This window comes from Pseudoalteromonas sp. MIP2626 (assembly GCF_013414205.1).
Lineage (GTDB): Bacteria > Pseudomonadota > Gammaproteobacteria > Enterobacterales > Alteromonadaceae > Pseudoalteromonas > Pseudoalteromonas nigrifaciens.
In genome coordinates, this window is the sequence record NZ_JAATTW010000050.1 from 1 (window position 1) to 23499 (window position 23499).

Sequence of the window (23499 nt, forward strand, 5' to 3'; positions counted from 1 at the left end):
AAAGAAATAGTGAAATGTCAGCAATCGTATCATTGCAGCCTTTATCACTAAGTCACTCAAGGGCTGCTTTTGGCACATTCCAGCCACTAGGCAATATAAAATGCTGATAATAAATTGGCAAAACATTTTACAGTGTCGGATGGCGCTTCGCTTATCCGACCTACACTTGGCACTTTTTAGCCAATCGATAATGCAAAACGCCTATGATAATTGACGTTGCCTTTTTTCGTTGGGTTTCGCTACGCTCAAACTAACCTACCTCAATCAAGGTAAAAACTAACCGCTAAGTTTGCGTGTCACATTTGCTTATCAGAGCATTGAGCTGACATTAATAGCATTGTCTAACTCAGCTCTTTTATCGCTCTACTTATTCCATCTAAACTCAGTGCATACATGCGGTTGTTCATTAACTCTTTAATAAAACCTATTGATTGATAGTACGGCCAGTGTTCAACCGGTTGTGGGTTGAGCCAAGCCACTTTATCAAAGTGATTTGTGACACGTTGTAACCATACACTGCCGGGCTCTTCGTTGTAGTGCTCTACCGAGCCGCCGGGGTAGGCTATTTCGTACGGGCCCATAGTGGCATCGCCTACAAATATTACTTTGTAGTCGCTGGTAAACTTATTAATTAGCGTCATGGTGTCTATTACGTTTGAGTGACGGCGTTCGTTGTCTTGCCAAACATTTTCGTATAGGCAGTTATGAAAGTAGTAAAACTCTAAGTGTTTAAATTCGCCATGGGCGGCGCTAAATAATTCTTCGCAGGTATGAATGTAGTCATCCATTGAGCCGCCAATATCAAATAGCATGAGTACTTTTACTGCATTGTGGCGCTCTGGTGCCATTTTTACGTCAAGCATACCGCCTTGTTTTGCGGTAGCGCGAATGGTCTCGTTTAAATCAAGCGTGTCGCTTGCGCCAGTGCGGGCAAACTTTCGTAACTTTTTAAGGGCGAGTTTAACTGTGCGCGAACTAATTTCTCTGTCGGTGTCGAGGTTTTTGTATTCTCGTTTATCCCACACTTTTACCGCTTGGCGGTTACGGTTGCCGTCTTGCCCAATACGCACGCCTTCTGGGTTATAGCCGTATGCACCAAAAGGTGATGTGCCGCCAGTGCCCACCCATTTATTGCCGCCTGCGTGGCGTTTTTGTTGCTCTTCTAAACGCTCTTTTAGGGTTTTCATAAGCTCATCGAGCCCGCCCATAGCTTTAAGTTGGGCTTTTTCTTCATCGCTTAGGTTTTTTTCGAATTCTTTACGTAGCCAGTCTTCAGGTAAGTTGTGCTGTTGCTTTAAACTCTCGAGCAAATCAAGGTCAGCAATACCACTAAAATAGTCGCTAAAGGCTTTGTCAAATCGGTCAAAGTGCGTTTCGTCTTTTACCATTATGGTGCGTGCTAAATGGTAAAAGGCGTCTACGTCGGCAAATATAACGCCTTTTTTTAAGGCGTTAATTAAGTCGAGTAACTCGCGCAGGCTTACCGGTAAGCGGTATTTTCGTAGCGTGAAAAAAAACTGTACTAACATGTTAGGGCCTGTTTATCTTTCGAGGTTAAATTTGCAGCAGTGTGTTTGGTATTTAGGCAAGGCAGAGCCTATGTAGTGTGGTTATTCCCCATAAATAGGTGATAACGCAGCATAAATACCAAACACGCGCTGCCTGAAGGTTCGTCCTAGGGACGATTAACTCTTTGTTGCTCGGCTTTTACTTAGCCCACTAGGTTACAAAACCTCGCGCCACGATTAAATCGTCCCTAGTTAGAACAAATTTTAATCCTGAAAGGTCAACAGGCCCTAGCGACGGCTCATAAAGGCAAGTTTTTCGATTAGGCTTATGTCTTGCTCATTTTTAAGTAATGCGCCAAACATTGGCATTAAACCGCCTTTTTTAGCTTTGTCGTGGAGTGTTTTTGCGTCTATATCTTCTGCCATAAGTAGCTTTAACCAGTCGAGTAATTCGCTGGTAGATGGCTTCTTTTTAAGACCGTTTGCTTCGCGTAGGTTAAAAAACACTTCGAGTGCTTGGCGTACTAAATCTTGCTTAACATTAGGGTAGTGCACGTCAATAATTTGCTGCATTTCATCGGCAGATGGAAAATCAATGTAATGAAAAAAGCAGCGGCGTAAAAATGCGTCGGGCAGCTCTTTTTCGTTATTAGAGGTGATGATCACAATAGGGCGCTCTTTTGCTACTACTCGCTCGCTGGTTTCGTAAACATGAAATTCCATTTTATCGAGCTCTAACAGTAGATCGTTTGGAAACTCAATATCGGCTTTGTCTATTTCATCTATTAATAATACAGGGCGTTTACCGTGTTGGTCGGCGTAAGTAAATGCTTGCCACAGTTTGCCTTTAACTATGTAGTTACTAATATTGTGTACGCGCTCGTCGCCCAGCGGGCTGTCGCGCAGGCGCGAAACCGCATCGTATTCATACAAACCTTGCTGCGCTTTGGTGGTCGATTTAATGTGCCATTGAATAAGTTCGGTATCTAAACTTTTTGCCAGCTCTTCAGCTAGCATGGTTTTACCTGTACCCGGCTCACCTTTAATTAAAAGTGGCTTTTCGAGCATAATAGCCGCGTTTACAGCTTGCTTAAGCGCAGAGCTGGCGATGTAATTGTCGGTTGAATTAAATTGCACTTTATTACCTTCTTTTCGTCACAGGTCAGATGAGTTTTTATAATCCTATCATGCCATAGTTAACCGGCTTCACCAAGGTAGCTAAACCGAGGAATAGTTTTGCCATCTTTTTCAACTGTTTCGCTAAACATTTCTAAAGGGCGTGCCCATATACCAAACTCACCGTATAGCGCTTGGTAAATTACCAGTTGCTCACTGGTTTCGCTGTGAGTGGCTACATAAAGCACTTTGTACTGTGCCCCTTTGTAGTGTTGGTATAATCCTGATTTGAGGGAAATTGGTTTTATTGCTGTAGTCATGTTTTGATCTCTTGTATAATTTGTTTCTGCACTTTTAATGCTAACTAATTTGCCAATACTATGAACTATATTACGCTAGATGATTACAAAAAAGCATGGGTTTTTCGCCATAAAGACATGCCTGTTTCAGCCGACGATGCTGCAAACATTAAACCTATGAGCCTTGAGCGCGCAGCTGTACTGTGGACAACTATGGTGAGCCGTGAGTTTGATCACCCTGATTTTTTTGATAAAACAGATTGGTGTGGTCAAGATGAAAGTTATAGCCAAGAAGTAAACTGGGAAAGCGCATGGGAAAACGGCGATGAACAACTTCCCGAAGCTATTTTAGCGCACTTAGATTGGCAAGCTAATACCACTGTTTATTTTTGCATGGCACGCGACAATATTATTGAAACCACCTTTGATGTGTTTAAACGCAACTGGCAAAACTTTATGTTTTTAGCCGACGGCAGTTTACTCATAGGTAAAAAACGCAATACTGTAGTGCAGTTTTTAGAGTCGGGCATAGCTAAATTAGGTGAAAAGCCAAGCGCTTAATTTAGCACTCGGCGCTTAAAAATTATGCAGTACTGTGTTATAAAACATTTACCTAAGTGTTTTTGAGTACGGCAATTGGCAGCAAAAAATGAGCCTGTTGGCGCGCCACAACAAGTTGAAATGTGGCAAGCCGATGCAAAAAAAGTGTTATATGCACAATTGTGTAATGCATTTTATCAACGTGAGGTTCAGCGTTTAGTCGCTGAGCCTAATAGCGATAGGCTGCGTCGCCAATTAAAAAGTCTACCTTATTACATTGAACGTGCTGCCACATTAGTTGCTAATACAAGCTCGCCTTTTAAACTAGATTCGCAAAATGGCTCTTGGCTTGCAAAGCAAAAACCGACCCCACCAGAGATTAACATTCAAGCAAATGAACTTTTTTATCAACATAATGCCAAAGTCGGGTTAATAATTCCTATTTTAGTGCGTAGTGATGAGCAAATTCGCGTTAGAATAGACAGCCTAGACCAAGTAAGCGACAATAAAGTGCATTGTAATGAGCTAGGTTGGTTTGCGTTTTCGGGGCAGGGACTTGAGCTGCCAAACGCGCAATTATTAACGCCGAGTAAAGTGTCATTAACCGCGGCGTGTTGCGGGCACCAATGGCAGTTTTCAAAGCGTTGTTTACCACGGGTTTTATCGCTGCGCGAAATGCTACTGGCAGGAAGTATAAATTGGCGCAATGTAAAACGATTACAAACGTAACTTGGTTAATTAAATAAGTTTATTTGAATTTAAAATAAGGAGTGTTAAATGCGGTTTTTTCAGGTTGGCTTGTTATGTTTAGCACTGTTTGTGCAGTATAGATTGTGGTTTGGCCATAATGGCGTACAAGACTACACACGTTTAAAAAGTGCGGTTGCATCTCATTTACAAACTAACGAAAAATTGATTAAACGCAATAAAGTATTAACCGCCGATATAGAAGATTTAAAGCTTGGCCATGAAGGCATAGAAGAGCGCGCACGTAACGAATTAGGAATGATTAAAGCGGGCGAAACATTTATACGTGTTTTACCAGCTCAACAATAATATGACAAATAAACCAACTATAGCTGCCATTATACCTGCTGCCGGGGTTGGTAGCAGAATGAAACATAATGCACCTAAACAGTATATTAAATTAGCAGGTAAAACTATTTTAGAGCATACGCTCACAAAATTATCTGCTTTAGCGCAGCTTAATACAATTGTTGTAGCCCTAAATGAAAACGATCCTTACTTTGAGCAATTGCCAGTGATTGATGCGCGCATTGTGCGTACTTGTGGCGGTAAAGAGCGTGCAGATTCCGTTTTAAATAGTTTGCTTTTTTTAGCCGCCAACCCGCCTGACTGGGTACTTGTGCACGATGCTGCCCGCCCGCTAGTTACTATTGACGACATAAATACACTTATAAATGAGTGTATAAGCGCCGATGAAGGCGGAATTTTAGCCAGTAAAGTAAAAGACACTATAAAACGTGGCCATATTTATGCTGAGCAAACCGTACCCCGAGATGATTTATGGCAAGCCCTTACTCCGCAGTTTTTTAAATACGAAGATCTTAAAAATGCGCTGCAAAATGCACTGGCAAGCGGCGCAGTTATTACCGACGAAGCAAGCGCCATTGAATGGGCTAACAAGCCAGTAAAATTAATACCAGGGCGTAGCGATAATATTAAAATAACCACTCCTGAGGATTTAGACTTGGCTGGTTTTTTACTTCAAAAACAACAAAACGAGAATGCATTATGATACGAATTGGTCATGGTTTTGACGTGCATAAATTTGGCGGTGTTGGCCCATTAACTATCGGCGGCGAAAAGATTGATTATCCGCAAGGTTTTTTAGCGCACTCCGACGGCGATGTTGCTATTCATGCTCTGTGCGATGCTATTTTAGGCGCGCTTGCAATGGGCGACATTGGTAAACACTTTCCAGATACGGCCAGTGAATATGAAAATATCGACAGCCGAATATTACTGCGTCATGTGGTGAGCTTAGCTAAAGAGCAAGGTTATGTATTGGGCAATGGAGATGTAACTATAGTGGCACAAGCGCCAAAAATGTTGCCTCATATTCAAGCTATGCGTAGCAACCTTGCAAGTGATTTAAACTGCGAACTATCGCAAATAAATGTTAAAGCTACAACCACCGAAAAGCTCGGTTTTGAAGGGCGAAAAGAAGGCATTTCGAGCCATGCAGTGGTAATTATGAACAAAGAGTCAATGAGTAAAACAAACGCATGAGCGATTTAAATTATTTATACGGCGCACCGTTATCAAAAGCTGACTTTAAAACCACAGCCGAAGACTTTATGGTAGATGAAGACTTAGGCATTGAGTTTACCGGTAGCGGCGAGCATGTATGTTTGCAAGTAGTAAAAAAAGGCGAAAACACCCAGTACGTAGCAAAGTTAATTGCGCAGCGAGCTGGGGTATCACCACGCGATGTAAGTTATGCCGGGATGAAAGATCGCCACGGAGTGTGTTCGCAGTGGTTTAGTGTAAAAGTACCCATTAAAAAGCCAATTGATTTTAGTGATTTAAACAGCGAAAGCGTGTTTGTTGTATCGCAGCAACGCCACGAACGTAAACTGAGAACGGGCTGTCATAAAGGTAATAAATTTACTATTACGCTGCGTAATGTTACCGACCCTCTGGATATTTTGTGCCGTATTAATGCGGTACGCAGTGGCGTGCCTAACTATTTTGGCGAGCAACGCTTTGGCCGTGATGGTCATAACCTGGTAATGGCTGAAAAAATGTTTGCAGGTGAGCGTATTCGCGATAAAAAATTACGCGGTATTATTATTTCTGCAGCGCGCTCGCATGTATTTAATCAACTCGTAAGTTTACGAGTAAAGGAGCATGGTTTAGCTAAAACCATGCACCGTGAAGTATTTATGCTCAGCGGCAGTAACGCCTTTTTTGAAGACGCTATTAGCGATGAAAATATTGCCCGCTTAGCCTCTGGCGATATTATGATGTCGGCACCTATGGTAGGTAAAAGCGAAAAAGGGCTCACCGAACAAGAAAAAGTATGGCTTGGGCCTTATCAGTCTTGGTGCGATGGTTTAGGCGAGTTAGGGCTAAAAAATGAGCGCAGAATGCTGCGTTTAATCCCGCAAGATTTTAGCGTAGAAACCATAGATGAAAGCACTTTGAAGTTAAGTTTTGGTTTACCAAAAGGCTGTTTTGCTACGGCATTATTACGTGAGCTGGTGGATTACACAGACGCAAGCCCACGCGAGCGAAAAGAAAAGGACAGCAAAGATGAAGATCCTATTAAGTAACGACGATGGTGTAGGCGCTAAAGGTATTGCGGTGTTATATCAAGCATTAATGCAAATTGCCGAGGTCACTTTAGTTGCCCCCGACCGAAACTGCAGTGGTGCAAGTAACTCGTTAACTTTGCTTAACCCACTGCGTGCTACAAAGCTTGAAAATGGCTTTATATCGGTTAATGGTACACCTACTGACTGTGTGCATTTAGGCGTTAACCAGCTTGTTGATGAAATGCCCGATTTAGTGGTCGCAGGTATAAACCACGGCGCTAATTTAGGTGACGACACTTTGTACTCAGGCACGGTAGCTGCAGCAACCGAAGGACGCCATTTAGGTTTGCCTGCTATTGCGGTGTCTTTGTGTTCGCACCACGGCGAGCATTTTGAAACGGCGGCAGCGGTAACTATAAGTATTATTAAAGGTTTAGCGTCGCATCCGCTACCAAAAGATCAAATTATAAATATTAATGTACCCGACATTCCTCTAAGCGAATTAAAAGGCGTGCAGGTAACGCGTTTGGGTGCGCGCCATAAAGCCGAAACCATGACCAAGCAAACCGATCCTTGGGGTCGAGATATTTACTGGTACGGATCTTTAGGGACAGAAAGTGATGCAGGTGAAGGTACCGATTTTCATGCAATTAATAATGGCTATGCCTCGGTTACCCCACTGAGTGTTGATATGACCGCTAACGAGAGCATTAAAGCGGTAGGGGAGTGGTTAGCTGATTTGGAGATAAACCGTGCTGGCTAATTATACCCGCAGCGCCAAGGCGCTATCAGCGCTATTACAGCGTGAAGGTGTTGAGGATACGCAAGTACTAGATGCGATTGCACAAATACCACGACATATATTTGTGGGTGACGTGCTGCAACATAAAGCGTATCAAAATACTGCGTTACCAATAGGCCAAGGGCAAACTATTTCGCAGCCTTATATTGTGGCGCGTATGACCGAACTGCTGCAATTAGCTGGTGTGCGCGACAAGGTGCTAGAAATAGGCACAGGATCGGGCTATCAAACGGCAATATTGGCTAAAATATTTACCAAGGTTTACTCAGTAGAGCGTATTAAAGCATTGCAATGGCAAGCTAAGCGTCGTTTACATCAGCTCGATTTATATAATGTGGCAATGAAACATGGCGATGGCTGGCAAGGTTGGGAGTCGCAAGCGCCATTTAACGGCATTATAGTCACTGCAGCCGCGGCTAAAATCCCGCAAGATCTATTAGCTCAATTAGCTGATGGTGGTGTGTTACTTGCCCCAATAGGCGAGCAAGAGCAAAAATTAACTATGGTTATTCGCAATGGCAATAACTACACAGAACACGTAATTGCGCCGGTTAGATTTGTACCGCTAGTCGCTGGTGATATTGAATAGGAATTCATTTTGAAGTTGTTTACTAAGTTATACGATATGGCTCTAGTGTGGGCTAAGCACCGTCATGCTGAGCGTTATTTAGCTGCAATGAGCTTTGCAGAGTCTGTGTTTTTTCCTGTCCCTCCTGATGTAATGCTGGCACCAATGTCGCTTGCTCAGCCTAAAAAAGCATGGCGGTTTGCAATTTTTGCCACTATAGCGTCTGTTGTTGGTGGCATAGTAGGTTATTTACTCGGCTTTTGGTTATTTGAACCGGTTGTTGAGCCACTTATAGTACAAATGCACTGGCAAGATAAATTTGATATTGCACTTGATTGGTTTAAAAACTATGGCGTGTGGGTGGTGTTTATAGCGGGTTTTTCGCCTATTCCTTATAAAGTATTTACTATAGGAGCAGGGGTATTACAAATGGCATTTTTGCCGTTTTTAATTGCGTCTGCAGTAGGGCGAGGCGCTCGGTTCTTTTTAGTTGCTGCACTGATGAAGTGGGGCGGTGTTAAAATGGAGCAAAAATTACGTCAATACATTGAAGTGCTTGGATGGGCAGTTGTGCTTTTAATTGCAGTTGCATACATTTTATTACGTTAAGCACTATAAAATAATGTTATTAACATAAGGAGCTAAATACAGTGAATAAACAAATAAAATGTTATGTTGCTTTATTTATTAGTATTTTGCTCTTTGCTTGCTCGTCTAGCCATGTTCCGGCGCCTGTCAGTAGTTTAAATAATGATGTTAATAATTACGGCAGAAAAATTAACATTAATGGCGATAAATATACTGTTCAAAAAGGCGATACACTTTATTCAATTGCATTTAGTGCAGGCCAAGATGTTAGAACCTTAGCAAAAAATAATTCAATACCAGCACCTTACACAATATTCCCCGGGCAGAGTATTTCCTTTTCTGCCATAGCAAAAAAATACAAAAAGACAAAAAAATACACTCCTCCTATTAAAAAAGTCGCAAAAACTTCACAAAAAAATAACAGTAAATCAAAGAAAGAGCTTGATAAGCCTAAACAACGAGGGTATGTTCAGAAACAAGCCAATAAAAAAATTAGTAACTCTAAGCATTTGTCGAGTAGTAAAGTGCAGTGGTTTTGGCCAGCAAAAGGCAAAATAACACAACGCTTTTCGAACAAGGAAAATGGCTACAAAGGCTTACAGATTGCTAATAAAAAAGGGGCTGCCGTTTTAGCCGCCGCACAAGGAACAGTGGTTTATGCGGGTAATGCGCTTCGAGGTTATGGTAGTTTAATTATTTTAAAACATAATGACGACTACTTGAGTGCTTATGCACACAACTCGAAACTACTTGTTAAAGAAAAACAGGAAGTTAAGGCTGGACAAAAAATAGCAGAGATAGGAAATACAGAATCTGCGGTAACGGCACTTCGTTTTGAAATTCGCTACCGAGGGCAAGCTGTAAATCCTGCTAAGTACCTTCCCTAATTTTTAAAGATATTGATAACTTGCTCAGGAGAAGTCTTATGGCTGATGCAGCAAAAGTTGATAAAAACACCCTCGTAGATAATAAATTAGATGAAACTGCTGTTGATGATGATTCAACACCGCTGCTTGAAGCTGTGGATGATGACGTTTTTGTCAAAGAAGAAGTCACTAAAAATTTAGATGCTACTCAGCTTTATTTAGGTGAAATTGGTTTTTCTCCGTTGTTAAGCGCTGAGGAAGAGGTGTTTTTTTCTCGTAAATCTTTAAAAGGGTGCGAAGCGTCTCGCAAGCGCATGATTGAAAGTAACTTGCGCCTTGTAGTAAAAATTGCTCGTCGTTATAACAACCGAGGTTTAGCGTTACTTGATTTAATTGAAGAGGGTAACTTAGGCTTAATTCGCGCCGTAGAGAAGTTTGATCCTGAGCGTGGCTTTCGATTTTCTACTTATGCAACATGGTGGATACGCCAAACGATAGAACGCGCCATTATGAATCAAACGCGCACTATTCGCTTGCCAATACATGTAGTAAAAGAACTTAACGTATATTTACGTACCGCGCGCGAGCTAACTCAAAAATTAGATCATGAACCAACCGCCGAAGAAATAGCAGCTTGTTTAGATAAGCCGGTTGAAGATGTCACTAAAATGCTGCGCTTGAATGAAAAAATAGCCTCGGTTGATATGCCGATTGGCGGCGAAAACGATACCGCTTTGCTCGATATTATTGCCGATGACAACAATGTTGGCCCTGAGGGCGAAGTACAAAATAACGATATGAATAAACACATTGTTGACTGGTTAGGAGAGCTAAACCCAAAGCAGCGTGAGGTGTTAGCCCGTCGCTTTGGTTTATTAGGCTATGAGCCATCAACGCTTGAAGATGTTGGCCACGAAATAGGATTAACCCGTGAACGCGTTAGACAAATTCAGGTAGAAGCATTACGTCGTTTAAAAGATATTTTGCAACAAGAAGGCTTAAGCACAGAGAGTTTATTTGAGCACTTTGCGTAAGTTTTAATAAAGTACCATGTTATGTGTAAAAAAGCTGAAGGTTTTATTCTTCAGCTTTTTTTTGTTTGTAAATTAAAGAAGTGCTTTTAATTTATAGAGTAAATCGTGAGCTTGTCGCGGTGATAGATTATCAGGATCGATAGCCGTTAACTGCAATTCTACTTCAGAAGGGCTAATTTGTTGGGCTTGATTGTTAAAGGTAAATGCTTGCTGCTCAATATTAGGCGCGGTGACACTTTGGTGATTTTCGAGTAGTTTAAGCTTTTGTTTTGCCTGATTTATTACAGACTTAGGTACGCCAGCAAGTGCAGCAACTTGTAAGCCAAAGCTTTTACTTGCTGCGCCATCAAGTACCGTGTGCATAAAGGCAATAGTGTCGTTATGCTCTATGGCATCAAGGTGCACATTTACCAGACCAGGCGTTTGCTCTGCAAGCTCGGTTAGCTCAAAGTAGTGGGTGGCAAACAAGGTTTTTGCTGATATTTTTGACGCTAAATGATCGGCAGTAGCATACGCAAGCGAGAGTCCATCGTAAGTGCTTGTTCCGCGGCCAATTTCATCCATTAATACCAAAGATTGCGCTGTGGCATTATTTAAAATCGTGGCGGTTTCGGTCATTTCTACCATAAAGGTAGAACGCCCTGAGGCGAGATCGTCACTTGCGCCAATGCGAGTAAATATACGGTCAATATTGCCTATTTTAGCGCTGTCTGCGGGTACGTAACTGCCAATATGAGCCATTAGCACTATAAGTGCAGTTTGGCGCATATAGGTTGATTTACCACCCATGTTTGGACCGGTAATTATTAACATTTTACGTTGTGCATTTAGCTCTACTGGGTTGGCAATAAAGGGTTCTTTCATTACTTGCTCAACCACAGGATGACGACCTTGTTTAATGCTTATGTTGTCGTTATCGCAAAGTATCGGCTTAGCGTAGTTAAGTGTAAGTGCACGCTCTGCTAAGTTATTTAGCACATCTAAGTCGGCAAGGGCGGCTGCCATTATTTGTAATTGCTCAATATGCGGCGCAATAAATCTAAATAGCTCTTCGTAAAGCTGTTTTTCGAGCGCTAATGCTTTTGACTGGCTGCCAAGTACTTTGTCTTCGTGCTCTTTTAGCTCAGGAATAATATAGCGTTCATTATTTTTAAGTGTTTGGCGGCGAATATAATCGGCAGGCACTAAATGCGCATTGGCGCGACTAACTTCAATAAAAAAGCCGTGTACTCGGTTATAACCAATTTTAAGGGTACTGATCCCTGTACGTGCACGCTCTCGTAACTCTAACTGATCAAGCACATCGGTTGCGCCTTTGCTTAAGTTACGCCATTCATCAAGCTCGCTGTTATAACCAGGGGCAATTACACCACCGTCGCGAATAAGTACCGGCGGGTTTTCGATTACTGCACGCTCTAATAGCGCTTGTAAATCAGGTAGCTCAGGCGATTGCTTAATAATGCTGGCAATGCGCGGATCGCTGGCATCGTTTAATAAAGTATGCAGCGGTGCAAGTGCTTGTAAGGCGCTACGCAAACGAGTTAAATCGCGAGGACGAGCAGTGCACAAAGCAAGGCGGGCAATAACACGTTCTACGTCGCCAATTTCTCTTAATGATTCGTGTAGCTCACCACAAAGCTGTACATCTAAAATTGCGCTAATAGCGTTTAACCGCGAGTTTAGCTCGTCTTTATTACGCACTGGGGTATGAATACGGCGCTTAAGTAAACGAGATCCCATAGGGGTTGCTGTTTTATCAAGTATTTGCGCTAGCGTGTTTTCAAATCCACCCGATAAATTAACGGTCAGCTCTAAATTTTTACGAGTAGCAGCATCTAAAATAACGGCATGCTCGTTGTGTTCAAGAGTAATGGCACGAATATGGGGTAATGCAATACGTTGAGTGTCTTTAACGTATTGCATTAAACAACCTGCGGCAACTAAGGCGCAGTGGGCTTTATCAACGCCAAAACCGACTAAATCTTTTGTACCAAATTGCTCACACAATAAATGCTGGGCGGTGTCTAAATCAAATTCCCACTCAGGGCGGCGACGCGCGCCTTTAATGTGCTCAATTAAATGAACATTTTCGAAGCTTTCGCTATACAGTAATTCTGCAGGGGCGAGGCGTTGAATAGTTGAAGTAAATGCCTCGTCGGTATTAACTTCTACAACGTTAAAACGACCCGAGTTAATATCAAGGTATGCAATGCCATAAGTACCATTTTTACTCTGCCATACGCTGGTAAGTAAGTTGTCTTGGCGCTCTTGCAGTAGGGCTTCATCAGAAATAGTACCTGGGGTGACAATACGCACCACTTTGCGATCAACAGGCCCTTTACTGGTAGCCGGATCGCCTACTTGTTCGCAAATAGCAACAGATTCGCCCATTTGCACTAAACGGGCTAAATAGTTTTCTACGGCATGATAAGGTACACCGGCCATAGGAATAGGATCGCCACCGGCTTTACCGCGCTGAGTTTGCGAAATATCGAGTAATTGAGCGGCGCGTTTTGCGTCATCAAAAAAGAGTTCATAAAAATCCCCCATCCGATAAAACAATAAAATATCGCGATGCTCTGATTTTATTTTTAGATACTGCTGCATCATAGGGGTTTGTTGTTTTATAGTGTGTGGAGCATAAAGATCAAACGACATGTATTTACCCAAAGGCTGAATATGGAATTACATCAAGAGATTAAAACACTTGCTGCGCAATTAGGCGCTATTTTAACGGATAAATGCTTATGGATCACTACTGCTGAGTCATGTACTGGTGGCGGGGTAAGTTATGCACTTACCGACACTCCTGGAAGCTCTGCCTATATTGACCGTGCATTTGTAACTTACAGTAACCAAGCAAAGCAAGATTTACTAAATGTAAGTGCCGCCACATTAACGCAATATGGGGCGGTAAGCGAGCAAACGGTGCGTGAGATGGCTTTAGGCGCAATTGCAGCAACTAATGCCGATATTGCGATTACTGTATCGGGTATTGCAGGCCCAGGAGGAGCAACCCCAGATAAGCCGGTAGGCTTAGTATGGTTTGGACTACACATTAACGACAAGCAGCTGGTATTTAAACAAGTATTTACCGGCGATAGAGCACAGGTTAGACTGCAAGCTATTGTATTTTCTTTAAAAACTATAATAGAGCAGATAAAATAATAAAATTAACTTGATACTGTGATTTCATACAGTATACTTGTCGCATTAGCTGGATTTGGAGAGTAAAATGAACGATAACAAACAAAAAGCGTTGGACGCGGCTTTATCACAAATTGAACGTCAATTTGGTAAAGGCTCAATTATGAAATTGGGTGATAACAAAGCGTTAAACATTGAATCTGTATCTACAGGCTCATTAGGTATCGATATTGCCTTAGGCATAGGTGGCTTACCTATGGGGCGTATTGTAGAAGTATATGGTCCTGAGTCGTCTGGTAAAACAACGCTTACTTTGCAAGTTATCGCTGAAGCACAAAAAGAAGGCAAAACATGTGCCTTTATTGATGCTGAGCATGCTCTTGATCCAGTTTATGCACAAAAGCTTGGTGTAAACATAGATGAGCTTTTTGTATCGCAACCAGATACTGGCGAACAAGCACTCGAAATTTGTGACATGCTAGTACGCTCAAGCGCGGTTGACGTAGTTATTATTGACTCTGTTGCAGCACTTACACCAAAAGCTGAAATTGAAGGCGACATGGGCGATTCGCACATGGGCTTACAAGCACGTTTAATGTCGCAAGCATTACGTAAGCTAACAGGTAATATTAAACGCTCGAACACCTTATGTATTTTCATTAACCAAATCCGTATGAAAATTGGTGTAATGTTTGGTAACCCAGAAACAACAACGGGTGGTAACGCACTTAAGTTTTACGCATCGGTACGTATTGATATTCGTCGTATTGGTTCGGTAAAAGAAGGCGACGAGGTTGTTGGTAACGAAACCCGGGTTAAAATTGTTAAAAACAAAGTAGCACCGCCATTTAAGCAAGCCGAATTTATCATTATGTATGGTGAAGGTATTTCTAAACAAGGCGAGCTAATTGACTTAGGTGTGAAGCACAAAATTGTTGAAAAAGCAGGTGCTTGGTACAGTTACTGTGGTAATAAAGTTGGCCAAGGTAAGTCTAATTCAATTAAGTTTTTAAAAGAAAACCCAGAAATCGCAGACGAAATTGAAGGCAAGTTACGCGAAATGCTTTTACTTAAAGCAACTATTGAACCAGACGATGGTGAAGATAAGTTAGGCGATGAAGCTGACCTTTAAGCAGTATTAAATATTTAAGCTTGATTTGACCCGAGCTTTAAAGCAGCGCTAACCAGTGATGGTTAGCGCTTTTTTATTGTTTGCTATAAAGTGACTTAAAGCTTTATAGCTGCCAGTTAACTGATAATGAGTAGTTACGCGGTGCCCCGTAATAACCTTGTGCCCAATAAAGGCTGTTTATGTACTTTTCATCAGTGCTGTTATTAACATTAAAGGTAACACCGACGTTTTGAGTAATTTCGTAGGTGGCCATTAAATCTAATAAGCCATAAGCATCTTGTTTTGTAGTCACTAATGCGTTGCCTGCCGGATCTTTTACTTGCACACGGCTAATAGAATCTTGCCAGCGGTAATTAGCGCCTAAAGTTAAACCATCAATAAATGGTACTTGATAAGTGGCAGCCATTTTTAATTGATTTTCGGGGGTGTAATCTTTAACGAGTTCATCACCATCAATACTCAAATTACTAAAGCTGATGCTGGCACTTAAATCATCCGTTAATTGACCGCTTAGCTCAATTTCGAAACCATCACTGTTGATACCGTCTGTGGCGTAATAGCGTTTTTTGCCAAGAACTAGATCCGGGAGAGCTATGGCAAGCCCTTCTTGCTTGGCATCAAAATAAGCTAATGAAACAAATACTTGTTCATCTAAAATTTGAGCTTTTAGGCCAACTTCAGAACTTTTACCAATAATAGGAGCAAGTTGCTCGTCATTAATATCTAACTCTGTTTGAGGTACAAACGTTTCTGTGTAACTTGCGTATGCTGAAAATGATTCAGTAAATTCATAAACAGCACCTACATACGGAATAACTTCGTTATCGTCACGTGTTTGTTCAACGCCATAGGCTGTGCCTTTGGTTTCCCATTTAGTGTAACGAGCACCTGCTAGAACACTAAAAGGCGTACCTAACTTAATACGAGTAGAGACATAAGCCGATTGTTGTGTGCTATTTATATCACTGCCAGAAAGGCCGTCGGCTAAAATAGCGGTAGGTGCATCACCCTGCCAAATATTTAAATCACCGACTTCGGGAGCTGGATTTGGAGACCTTTGAGAATTATCATAAAGAGACTGATCATTACTATTGATATCTGCATGACTTACACCAAATGATAAGTCATGCTCTAAATTAAATAAATCAAATTTACCTGTTGCATAAAGGTCAAAGAGATCGTGCTTATCTTCATAGAGGTATTCACTTGTTAAACCAAATAACCCTTTTCCTGTTGTTTTTTCTGGGGTGCCGTATGCATAAAATAGCTCTGAATCTTGCTCATTTTCAATATGGGCATAGCGTGCTGTTGCTACCCAAGTAGCTGATAAGCTTTGCTCAAGTGTTACATATACTTGCTCTGCACTGTTATTCCAATAAGCGTTTTTAGACGCTGTATTAGTAGATGCATCGTAATCTGTTGCTGAACCATCTGTATAAAAAAGAGGTAGCGCTCCCCAAAGAGGGCTATCAGCATCTTTTTGTTGGTTTACGTAGTTAATGCTCAGTAGTGTATCGTCAGTTAGCTTACCTTCATAGGCAAGGTAGGCAATGGTTTTATCGGTTTCGTAACGGTCTAGATATGACTCTTTATTTTGCCTAGTAAATACAGCACGAAAAGCGTGTTCATCATTAATTGGCATTGAAACATCAACATCTATACGTTTGTTATTCCATGAACCATAAGAAGCCGATGCATGAGCTTGCGTGGTGTAGGTTGGCTTTTTTAGCACCATATTAACAGTAGCCGATGGATTACCGGCACCGGTCATCATGCCATTGGCACCACGTACAATTTCAACGCGATCATAAATTGCTGTATCTAATGTTCCCTGAATTGAACCAGAACTTTGTGGAATACCTAAGCCATCAATTAAAAAGTTAGTTATGTCAAACCCACGTGCTTTAAAGTAAGTACGGTCAGTTTCTATTTGCTCTACTGTTACGCCAGGTGTGCTTTCTAATACTGCGTTAATATCATCAAGTGAAAAATCATCCATTAAAGCGCGAGAAACAACAGAAATTGACTGTGGAGTTTCTTTAATCGTTAGACCTAGCTTAGTCGCAGACTGTGCTTCTTCGGTAATATAGTTTTTATGATGTTGCCCATAAACGGCAATTTTTTCTAAAGGCAGGTTGTCTTGCGTGTCGTTTGCAACAGCATGACCAGATAAAACCAGTGAAGTAAGTAGACTCAGTTTAAATGCAGAGTTTTTTTGTTTGTGCAGCATCTTGTTTCCCATAAGATTAAATTTGGCTGGTAATTTAATCTAAATGAGAGTGATTTTCAATTACGTTTGCATGGTATTTTACACGTCTTTGACATTTTTTAAGTAAAGCGCATGGATTTGGTTAACTTGAGCTCTGGTTAGAAACAAAAAAAGCGGCCGAAGCCGCTCAGGAAGTAAATCAGTATTTTAATTGGTTAGGAAATTAAAATGCATACTTAACCGAGAATTGTAAACGGTCCATATCGCCATCGTTACCGCTTTCAAGCTCGAGCTCGGCATGCTTAAACTCAGCACCAAAAGTTAAGCGTTTAACTGGTGAGTATAAAATGTTAGCACTGTAGCTTTGGCTTGATTTAGTTGGATCGCCTGTAAGAGCGAGTAAATCTGTGTTGTTATCAGCACTGAAAAATGAATATAAGAAAGTTGAACGCCATTGGCTATTCCACTTATGCTGATACGCTACAAAGCCAGAAGTTGAATCAATAGCATCTAAATCATCGCCATTGAGTACTGCACCATGGGCTACATTAACACCAACATAACGGCCTAAGCCTTTACCTTGTGTAAGCATAAACTTAAAGTTGTCTTCGCCTAGTTTAACCATACCCGATGCACTAACACCAAATGAAGTTTCATCGGCATCAATAGCACCTACTTTATAAGTAAGTTGACGGGCAAGTGCAGCAACTACTAAATTACCCCAATCAGCTTTATGGGTATAACGTGCAGTAAAGTCAGGAAGTGAAGCATCGTCGGTTACAGCCATTGATGAACTTTTAATACCCTGTGGGTTTGTAGTAAAACCTGTAGTAATGGTGCTTTCTGGGTTTTCTAATGAGAAAGACCAAGCGCCAGTAGTGTATTTAACTTGAGTTTGGCGTACAAACACTGTGCCCTCTGCTGGGCCTATAAAATCAAGTGCTTCAGGTAGTGCGCCAACGTTTTGAAAGTTAGACCATGTTTGGCCAAATAACCAACCATCGTAGCTAATAAATGCATGACGTACACGTGGAGCGTAAGAGTTAGATACACGCTCGTTACCACCAGGGGCTGAAGCTAAAAAGTCGATTTCAATTTTGGTGTTAATGGTTTTGCCATTATCAAGTAATGTAGCTGTACCAAAGTTAAAACGAGATTCACGGGCATGCATATCAAATACAGCGTCAGAGCTATTGTCTGGGCCTACAGTCACTGTGCTCGGTACGTAAAAGTCACGACCCACGTTAGTGCCCGCTGGTGCGCCTGCAGAATAGTCACTCCACATAGCATCTAATTTAATGTATCCGCCGTAAGTAAATTCAGTATCTCCAACTTTTGCTGCAGTGGCTGCATAAGCTGTGCTTGAAAGTGCACATAGTACAGCACTTGCTGCAAGTGTTTTTAATGGGGTAAATTTCATTGTTGCGTCCTTTATAGGCTACGTGTTGATTATTGCTTTTTATTTAGAGTGTATTAATAGCGTGAGTATTACTTACGAATAAAAGTTAATTTAAAGATTTTTTATTCGTTAAATAAAAATTAAAGCTAATTAATGCAAATATTATAATACTTAGGTGAAACACTTTTAAATATGTACACTATTTACTCAATCATCTATTAGTCTATAAGACTAAGGTGTAATGATTACAATGTGATTATTTACTTACATTTAACATCATGTATTATTTATGTAAAAGTAATAAATAGCGCAGCGATTATAAACAACAAATTAGTAATTAGAATAGCTTTACAACTAAGGTCTAATACTTAATAGCGCATTGCTGAGTAATCCTTGAGAAAAGCCTAAGGCAAGTAATTTAAATGGAGACCAAGATGTCAAAAAATATCTATCCAGTTCCTACGCATATTAAAAACACAGCTCTCGTCGATAACGATAAATATAATAAAATGTATAAACACTCGATTGATGATCCACAAAGTTTTTGGGCTGAACACGGTAAGCGCCTTGATTGGTTTACTCCTTATTCTAAAGTAAAAAATACCACCTTTGATAAAGGCCACATAAATATTAAGTGGTATGAAGATGGCTACCTTAATGCATCGTATAACTGTATTGACCGCCACTTAAAAACAAAAGCCAATAAAGTAGCGCTTATATGGGAGGGCGATAACCCATCGCAAAGCGAGCATATTACTTATCAAAAATTACATGATGAAGTAGCAAAGTTTGCTAATGGTTTAAAAAAGCTGGGCGTACAAAAAGGTGATCGCGTCGCTATTTATATGCCAATGAGCCCACAAGCTATTTACGCAATGCAAGGGTGTGCACGTATTGGTGCTATTCACTCAGTTATATTTGGTGGTTTTTCACCCTCTGCGATTGCCGATCGTATTAAGGATTCGGGCGCAAAAGTGGTTATTACTTCAGACGAAGGACGCCGTGCTGGTAACTGCGTGCCACTTAAAGCAAACGTTGACGAAGCTGTGTTGCAAGAGTCAGTAACAAGTATAGAGCATGTTATTGTGCACCAACTTACCGGTGGCGATGTTGATTGGCACGACCATGATATATGGTGGCACGATTTAGTAGCAGACGAAGAGCCTGTGTGCGAGCCTGAGGTAATGAACGCTGAAGACCCGTTATTTATTTTATACACCTCAGGGTCAACAGGTCAGCCAAAAGGAGTGGTGCATACCACGGGTGGTTATTTAGTTTATGCATCGATGACGCACGAATATATATTTGATGTAAAAGAGGACGATGTTTTTTGGTGTAGCGCCGATGTAGGTTGGATCACCGGGCACAGTTATATTGCTTATGGTCCGCTGGTAAATGGTTGTACCCAAGTTGTATTTGAAGGTGTACCTACTTACCCAACCGCAGGGCGTATGGGCGAAGTTGTTGATAAACACGGTGTTACTATTTTATATACCGCGCCTACCGCTATTCGTGCCTTAATGGCAAAAGGCGATGAGCCTGTAGCGTCATCTCATCGTAATAGTTTACGAATTTTAGGATCGGTTGGTGAGCCAATTAACCCTGAAGCATGGAATTGGTATTACGAACAAATAGGTAAGTCAAATTGCCCTATCGTTGATACCTGGTGGCAAACAGAAACGGGTGGCATTATGATCACCCCATTACCAGGTGCTACCGATTTAAAACCAGGCTCTGCAACGCGTCCATTTTTTGGTATTGCGCCGGCAATATTTGACGCTGAGGGTAATACGCTTGAAGGTGAAGCTGATGGTAACTTAGTTATTTTAGATAGCTGGCCATCGCAAGCACGTACTATTTATGGCGATCATGAACGTTTTGAACAAACTTACTTTTCTACCTACCCAGGTGTGTATTTTTGTGGCGATGGCTGTCGTCGTGACGAAGATGGTTATTATTGGATCACTGGTCGCGTAGATGATGTACTTAATATTTCGGGGCATCGTTTAGGCACTGCTGAAATAGAAAGCGCACTGGTTGCACACCCAGCAGTAGCTGAAGCCGCTGTAGTAGGTTATCCGCATGATATTAAAGGCCAAGGTATTTATGTTTACATTACCCCTAACGAAGGTATAACGGTAAGCGATGAGTTAACCAAAGAAATTCGTAACTGGGTTCGTAAAGAGTTAAGCCCAATTGCGTCACCCGATATGATTCAGTGGTCACCGGGGTTACCAAAAACGCGTTCTGGTAAAATAATGCGTCGAATTTTACGTAAAATTGCGGCCAACGAGCACGAACAACTAGGTGATACATCAACACTTGCCGATCCATCTGTGGTTGATGAGTTAATTGAAAATCGATTAAATCGTTAAATGCGCGTTAAAAGCTTGATTACAAGTTGATTCTAAACGTAGTATATCGGCTGTGCTCTACTAGATAGGGCACAGCCGAATTTATTAGGAGTGAACCATGAGTCAGTTTTTAATAGCGGACGACCATCCGTTATTTCGTGAAGCACTAAAGGGTGCACTAACTGTAAAATTTGACGATTTAGAAGTATTTGAATCATCTGATTTTGACAGTACATTGCAGGTGTTAAGCGAGCAAGAAGATCTTGATATATTACTGCTGGATTTACACATGCCAGGTAATGGTGATTTATACGGCCTTATTCGTATTAGAGAAGACTATCCTAGTTTACCTATTGCGGTAGTTTCGGGAAGTGAAGACGCTAATATTGTATCTAAAGTAATGGGTTACGGCGCAATGGGGTTTATTCCTAAGTCATCATCATCAGATGATATTGCCAATGCAATTAATCAAATACTCGAAGGCGATACTTGGTTACCAACAGAATTAAAAAATAAAGTCGCCGAAATTCAAGGCGAAGACCGAGAAATTGCAGCGCAAGTTGCCTCACTTACCCCACAACAATACCGTGTTTTACAATACCTGCACGAAGGTTTGCTAAATAAGCAAATAGCGTATGAGTTACATATTTCAGAAGCCACTGTAAAAGCGCATATTACCGCCATATTTAGAAAGCTTGGCGTATATAACCGCACACAAGCGGTATTAATTGCTGCAAAACTACAATTAGCACCTATAGAGCAAATATAAAACCATGCATAGAATAGAGGCACAAAGCCTCTTTTTTAGTCTTATTTACGCTTATATACGCAATTATCACAAGCCATTCACCTTTATTACATGATCTCCTATAAAAATAATGCTAGCTTACGGGCATTTTATAATTAAGAGAACATGGTATGTCAGACTCTTTAGACTCCAAGGCCCAAAGTAGTAATGAAAGCGCAAATAAAGGCTGGTTTAACCGCTTTTTAGCCGGCGTAGAATTTTTAGGCAATATGCTACCGCATCCCATCACCTTATTTGCAATATTTTGTATCGTAATTGTTGTATTTAGTGGAGTGGCGGATTGGTTTGGCCTAAGTGCAATCGATCCTCGACCTGAGGGCTCGCCTGGGCGCGAACCCGATGGTGTTATTGAAGTAGTGAGCTTGCTTAGTGCCGAGGGATTACAGCGTATTGTAACTGGCTTGGTAACTAACTTTACCAGCTTTGCACCACTGGGCACGGTACTGGTAGCTTTACTTGGTGTGAGTGTTGCTGAGCACTCTGGATTGCTGTCGGCAGCAATGCGCGGCATGGTAATGGGCGCATCAAAGCGGTTAGTGACCTTTATGGTGGTGTTTGCCGCTATTTTATCTAATACCGCCTCTGAGCTGGGCTATGTGGTACTTATTCCATTAGCTGCAATGATATTCCATAGTTTAGGGCGTCATCCATTAGCGGGCTTAGCAGCGGCGTTTGCTGGGGTGTCGGGTGGTTATAGTGCTAACTTATTATTAGGCACAATAGATCCCTTACTGGCAGGCATTACCACACCAGCGGCGCAAATGATCGACCCAACTTACCAAGTAGGCGCAGAAGCTAACTGGTATTTTATGATGGTGTCGGTGTTTTTAATTGCGATTTTAGGCACCTTAGTTACTGAAAAAATTGTTGAACCACGTTTAGGTAAATATAATCCTGAAGAGGCCAGTGCTGATCTTGCACAAAATAATATTGCCGCGTTAACGGCCAAAGAAAAGTCGGGTTTAAAGTGGGCAGGGGTATCGCTATTAGTTGTATCGCTACTACTTGCCTGGACCATAGTGCCAGCCGATGGCATTTTACGTAACCCCGAAACCGGATTAGTAGCCCACTCGCCCTTTTTGAAAGGCATAGTGGTGTTTATTTTTGTAACCTTTGGTATTCCGGGCTTTGTATATGGGCGCGTTGTTGGCACCATGAAAAACGACAAAGACGTAATTAATGCGATGAGCAAAAGTATGAGCTCAATGGGCATGTATATTGTACTAGTGTTTTTTGCTGCACAATTTGTCGCGTTTTTTAAATGGACCAATTTAGGCACTATTTTAGCAATTAACGGTGCTGCATTACTGCAAGCTTTAAACTTAACTGGTCCCGAAGTTTTTGTATTATTTATATTAATGTGTGCGTTGGTTAACTTAAGCTTAGGGTCGTCTTCGGCGCAATGGGCTGTTACCGCGCCTATTTTTGTACCTATGCTAATGTTAGTTGGTTACGCGCCAGAGACCATTCAGGCGGCTTATCGTATAGGTGACTCGGTTACTAACTTAATAACGCCAATGATGAGCTATTTTGGCTTGATCCTCGCTGTCGCTGCTAAGTACAAAAAAGATATGGGTATAGGCACACTAGTAGCCACTATGCTGCCATACAGTATGATATTTTTTGTTGGTTGGGTTATTTTGTTTTATTTATGGGTATTTGTATTGGGTATGCCAGTAGGGCCAGGATCACCCACTTATTACACGCCTTAATAGTATCTGGTAATACAATAAGTATTATTTAATAGTTTAAAAATGCCAGCATAATTTGCTAACACCACTCGTTTAAGAACGAGTGGTGTTTTTTCGTTTATACCTAACCGGATATTTTTGTGTCTTTGCGAGCACC

The 23499-nt window shown here is 41.4% G+C and carries 22 protein-coding genes; 16 read left to right on the forward strand and 6 right to left on the reverse strand.

Features of this window, described 5'->3' with window-relative positions; all coding sequences use genetic code 11:
- Positions 1 to 341: 341 nt before the first annotated feature.
- The 3 genes from HC000_RS15310 to HC000_RS15320 form a co-directional block, all read right to left on the reverse strand.
- Positions 342 to 1529, reverse strand: a complete 1188-nt coding sequence (locus HC000_RS15310) for a VWA domain-containing protein (RefSeq protein ID WP_179808074.1) — start codon at positions 1527 to 1529, stop codon at positions 342 to 344.
- 267 nt (positions 1530 to 1796) lie between these two features.
- The gene (locus tag HC000_RS15315; protein WP_179808075.1) at positions 1797 to 2645 is read right to left on the reverse strand and encodes a MoxR family ATPase; all 849 of its coding nucleotides are present in this window, start codon (positions 2643 to 2645) and stop codon (positions 1797 to 1799) included.
- 59 nt (positions 2646 to 2704) lie between these two features.
- Positions 2705 to 2944 carry a DUF1653 domain-containing protein gene (locus tag HC000_RS15320; RefSeq protein ID WP_179808076.1) on the reverse strand — a complete coding sequence of 80 codons (240 nt, stop codon included), beginning with the start codon at positions 2942 to 2944 and terminating at the stop codon, positions 2705 to 2707.
- 60 nt (positions 2945 to 3004) lie between these two features.
- Between HC000_RS15320 and HC000_RS15325 the strand changes: the two genes are divergently transcribed.
- The 11 genes from HC000_RS15325 to rpoS all read left to right on the forward strand — a co-directional run bounded on the left by HC000_RS15325 (position 3005) and on the right by rpoS (position 10602).
- On the forward strand, positions 3005 to 3484 hold the full coding sequence (locus HC000_RS15325) for a DUF2947 domain-containing protein (protein ID WP_058372700.1): 480 nt from the start codon (positions 3005 to 3007) through the stop codon (positions 3482 to 3484).
- A gap of 75 nt (positions 3485 to 3559) precedes the next feature.
- The gene (locus tag HC000_RS15330; RefSeq protein ID WP_041454349.1) at positions 3560 to 4192 is read left to right on the forward strand and encodes a hypothetical protein; all 633 of its coding nucleotides are present in this window, start codon (positions 3560 to 3562) and stop codon (positions 4190 to 4192) included.
- 48 nt (positions 4193 to 4240) lie between these two features.
- On the forward strand, positions 4241 to 4519 hold the full coding sequence (ftsB, locus tag HC000_RS15335; protein ID WP_011327380.1) for a cell division protein FtsB: 279 nt from the start codon (positions 4241 to 4243) through the stop codon (positions 4517 to 4519).
- Between the two features lies 1 nt (position 4520).
- Entirely contained in the window at positions 4521 to 5222 is a 702-nt protein-coding gene (gene ispD / locus HC000_RS15340) for a 2-C-methyl-D-erythritol 4-phosphate cytidylyltransferase (protein WP_179808077.1), read from the forward strand.
- Entirely contained in the window at positions 5219 to 5716 is a 498-nt protein-coding gene (ispF, locus tag HC000_RS15345; RefSeq protein WP_011327382.1) for a 2-C-methyl-D-erythritol 2,4-cyclodiphosphate synthase, read from the forward strand. The genes ispD and ispF overlap by 4 nt, the downstream gene beginning before the upstream one ends.
- Positions 5713 to 6762, forward strand: coding sequence for a tRNA pseudouridine(13) synthase TruD (locus tag HC000_RS15350; RefSeq protein ID WP_011327383.1), 1050 nt, complete (start codon positions 5713 to 5715; stop codon positions 6760 to 6762). The genes ispF and HC000_RS15350 overlap by 4 nt, the downstream gene beginning before the upstream one ends.
- Positions 6743 to 7507, forward strand: a complete 765-nt coding sequence (surE, locus tag HC000_RS15355) for a 5'/3'-nucleotidase SurE (RefSeq protein WP_011327384.1) — start codon at positions 6743 to 6745, stop codon at positions 7505 to 7507. Before HC000_RS15350 ends, surE begins: the two co-directional genes overlap by 20 nt.
- On the forward strand, positions 7497 to 8135 hold the full coding sequence (locus tag HC000_RS15360; protein ID WP_011327385.1) for a protein-L-isoaspartate(D-aspartate) O-methyltransferase: 639 nt from the start codon (positions 7497 to 7499) through the stop codon (positions 8133 to 8135). Before surE ends, HC000_RS15360 begins: the two co-directional genes overlap by 11 nt.
- A gap of 9 nt (positions 8136 to 8144) precedes the next feature.
- Complete coding sequence (locus tag HC000_RS15365) at positions 8145 to 8723, forward strand: YqaA family protein (RefSeq protein ID WP_179808078.1); 579 nt, start codon at positions 8145 to 8147, stop codon at positions 8721 to 8723.
- 41 nt (positions 8724 to 8764) lie between these two features.
- A complete protein-coding gene (locus HC000_RS15370) occupies positions 8765 to 9589 on the forward strand; it encodes a peptidoglycan DD-metalloendopeptidase family protein (RefSeq protein WP_179808079.1) in 825 nt (274 codons plus the stop codon).
- Positions 9590 to 9627: 38 nt separating this feature from the next.
- Complete coding sequence (gene rpoS, locus HC000_RS15375; RefSeq protein WP_179808080.1) at positions 9628 to 10602, forward strand: RNA polymerase sigma factor RpoS; 975 nt, start codon at positions 9628 to 9630, stop codon at positions 10600 to 10602.
- Between the two features lie 72 nt (positions 10603 to 10674).
- Here rpoS and mutS read toward each other — a convergent pair whose 3' ends face one another.
- Positions 10675 to 13260, reverse strand: a complete 2586-nt coding sequence (gene mutS / locus HC000_RS15380) for a DNA mismatch repair protein MutS (RefSeq protein WP_179808081.1) — start codon at positions 13258 to 13260, stop codon at positions 10675 to 10677.
- A 21-nt stretch (positions 13261 to 13281) separates the two neighbouring features.
- Between mutS and HC000_RS15385 the strand changes: the two genes are divergently transcribed.
- Together HC000_RS15385 and recA are read left to right on the forward strand one after the other, a co-directional pair.
- Entirely contained in the window at positions 13282 to 13770 is a 489-nt protein-coding gene (locus HC000_RS15385; protein ID WP_041454352.1) for a nicotinamide-nucleotide amidohydrolase family protein, read from the forward strand.
- Between the two features lie 67 nt (positions 13771 to 13837).
- Positions 13838 to 14881 (forward strand): recombinase RecA, encoded by a 1044-nt coding sequence (gene recA / locus HC000_RS15390; RefSeq protein ID WP_011327391.1) that lies wholly within the window; start codon positions 13838 to 13840, stop codon positions 14879 to 14881.
- Between the two features lie 103 nt (positions 14882 to 14984).
- Here recA and HC000_RS15395 read toward each other — a convergent pair whose 3' ends face one another.
- Positions 14985 to 17111, reverse strand: a complete 2127-nt coding sequence (locus tag HC000_RS15395; protein WP_075169723.1) for a TonB-dependent siderophore receptor — start codon at positions 17109 to 17111, stop codon at positions 14985 to 14987.
- Positions 17112 to 17313: 202 nt separating this feature from the next.
- Positions 17314 to 18510, reverse strand: coding sequence for a DcaP family trimeric outer membrane transporter (locus tag HC000_RS15400; RefSeq protein ID WP_179808082.1), 1197 nt, complete (start codon positions 18508 to 18510; stop codon positions 17314 to 17316).
- A gap of 413 nt (positions 18511 to 18923) precedes the next feature.
- Between HC000_RS15400 and acs the strand changes: the two genes are divergently transcribed.
- The 3 genes from acs (at position 18924) to HC000_RS15415 (ending at position 23363) form a co-directional block, all read left to right on the forward strand.
- Positions 18924 to 20864, forward strand: a complete 1941-nt coding sequence (acs, locus tag HC000_RS15405) for an acetate--CoA ligase (RefSeq protein WP_011327395.1) — start codon at positions 18924 to 18926, stop codon at positions 20862 to 20864.
- Between the two features lie 97 nt (positions 20865 to 20961).
- Positions 20962 to 21612, forward strand: a complete 651-nt coding sequence (locus HC000_RS15410; RefSeq protein ID WP_011327396.1) for a response regulator transcription factor — start codon at positions 20962 to 20964, stop codon at positions 21610 to 21612.
- 149 nt (positions 21613 to 21761) lie between these two features.
- The gene (locus HC000_RS15415; RefSeq protein ID WP_179808083.1) at positions 21762 to 23363 is read left to right on the forward strand and encodes an AbgT family transporter; all 1602 of its coding nucleotides are present in this window, start codon (positions 21762 to 21764) and stop codon (positions 23361 to 23363) included.
- Positions 23364 to 23499: the final 136 nt, after the last annotated feature.

Excerpts from the sequence above, each read along its gene's own strand:
- HC000_RS15310 (WP_179808074.1), bottom strand. The coding sequence starts at position 1,529 with ATGTTAGTACAGTTTTTTTTCACGCTACGAAAATACCGCTTACCGGTA.
- HC000_RS15320 (WP_179808076.1), bottom strand. The coding sequence starts at position 2,944 with ATGACTACAGCAATAAAACCAATTTCCCTCAAATCAGGATTATACCAA.
- HC000_RS15325 (WP_058372700.1), top strand. The coding sequence starts at position 3,005 with ATGAACTATATTACGCTAGATGATTACAAAAAAGCATGGGTTTTTCGC.
- ftsB (WP_011327380.1), top strand. The coding sequence starts at position 4,241 with ATGCGGTTTTTTCAGGTTGGCTTGTTATGTTTAGCACTGTTTGTGCAG.
- ispD (WP_179808077.1), top strand. The coding sequence starts at position 4,521 with ATGACAAATAAACCAACTATAGCTGCCATTATACCTGCTGCCGGGGTT.
- ispF (WP_011327382.1), top strand. The coding sequence starts at position 5,219 with ATGATACGAATTGGTCATGGTTTTGACGTGCATAAATTTGGCGGTGTT.
- HC000_RS15350 (WP_011327383.1), top strand. The coding sequence starts at position 5,713 with ATGAGCGATTTAAATTATTTATACGGCGCACCGTTATCAAAAGCTGAC.
- surE (WP_011327384.1), top strand. The coding sequence starts at position 6,743 with ATGAAGATCCTATTAAGTAACGACGATGGTGTAGGCGCTAAAGGTATT.
- rpoS (WP_179808080.1), top strand. The coding sequence starts at position 9,628 with ATGGCTGATGCAGCAAAAGTTGATAAAAACACCCTCGTAGATAATAAA.
- mutS (WP_179808081.1), bottom strand. The coding sequence starts at position 13,260 with ATGTCGTTTGATCTTTATGCTCCACACACTATAAAACAACAAACCCCT.
- HC000_RS15385 (WP_041454352.1), top strand. The coding sequence starts at position 13,282 with ATGGAATTACATCAAGAGATTAAAACACTTGCTGCGCAATTAGGCGCT.
- recA (WP_011327391.1), top strand. The coding sequence starts at position 13,838 with ATGAACGATAACAAACAAAAAGCGTTGGACGCGGCTTTATCACAAATT.
- HC000_RS15395 (WP_075169723.1), bottom strand. The coding sequence starts at position 17,111 with ATGCTGCACAAACAAAAAAACTCTGCATTTAAACTGAGTCTACTTACT.
- HC000_RS15400 (WP_179808082.1), bottom strand. The coding sequence starts at position 18,510 with ATGAAATTTACCCCATTAAAAACACTTGCAGCAAGTGCTGTACTATGT.
- acs (WP_011327395.1), top strand. The coding sequence starts at position 18,924 with ATGTCAAAAAATATCTATCCAGTTCCTACGCATATTAAAAACACAGCT.
- HC000_RS15410 (WP_011327396.1), top strand. The coding sequence starts at position 20,962 with ATGAGTCAGTTTTTAATAGCGGACGACCATCCGTTATTTCGTGAAGCA.
- HC000_RS15415 (WP_179808083.1), top strand. The coding sequence starts at position 21,762 with ATGTCAGACTCTTTAGACTCCAAGGCCCAAAGTAGTAATGAAAGCGCA.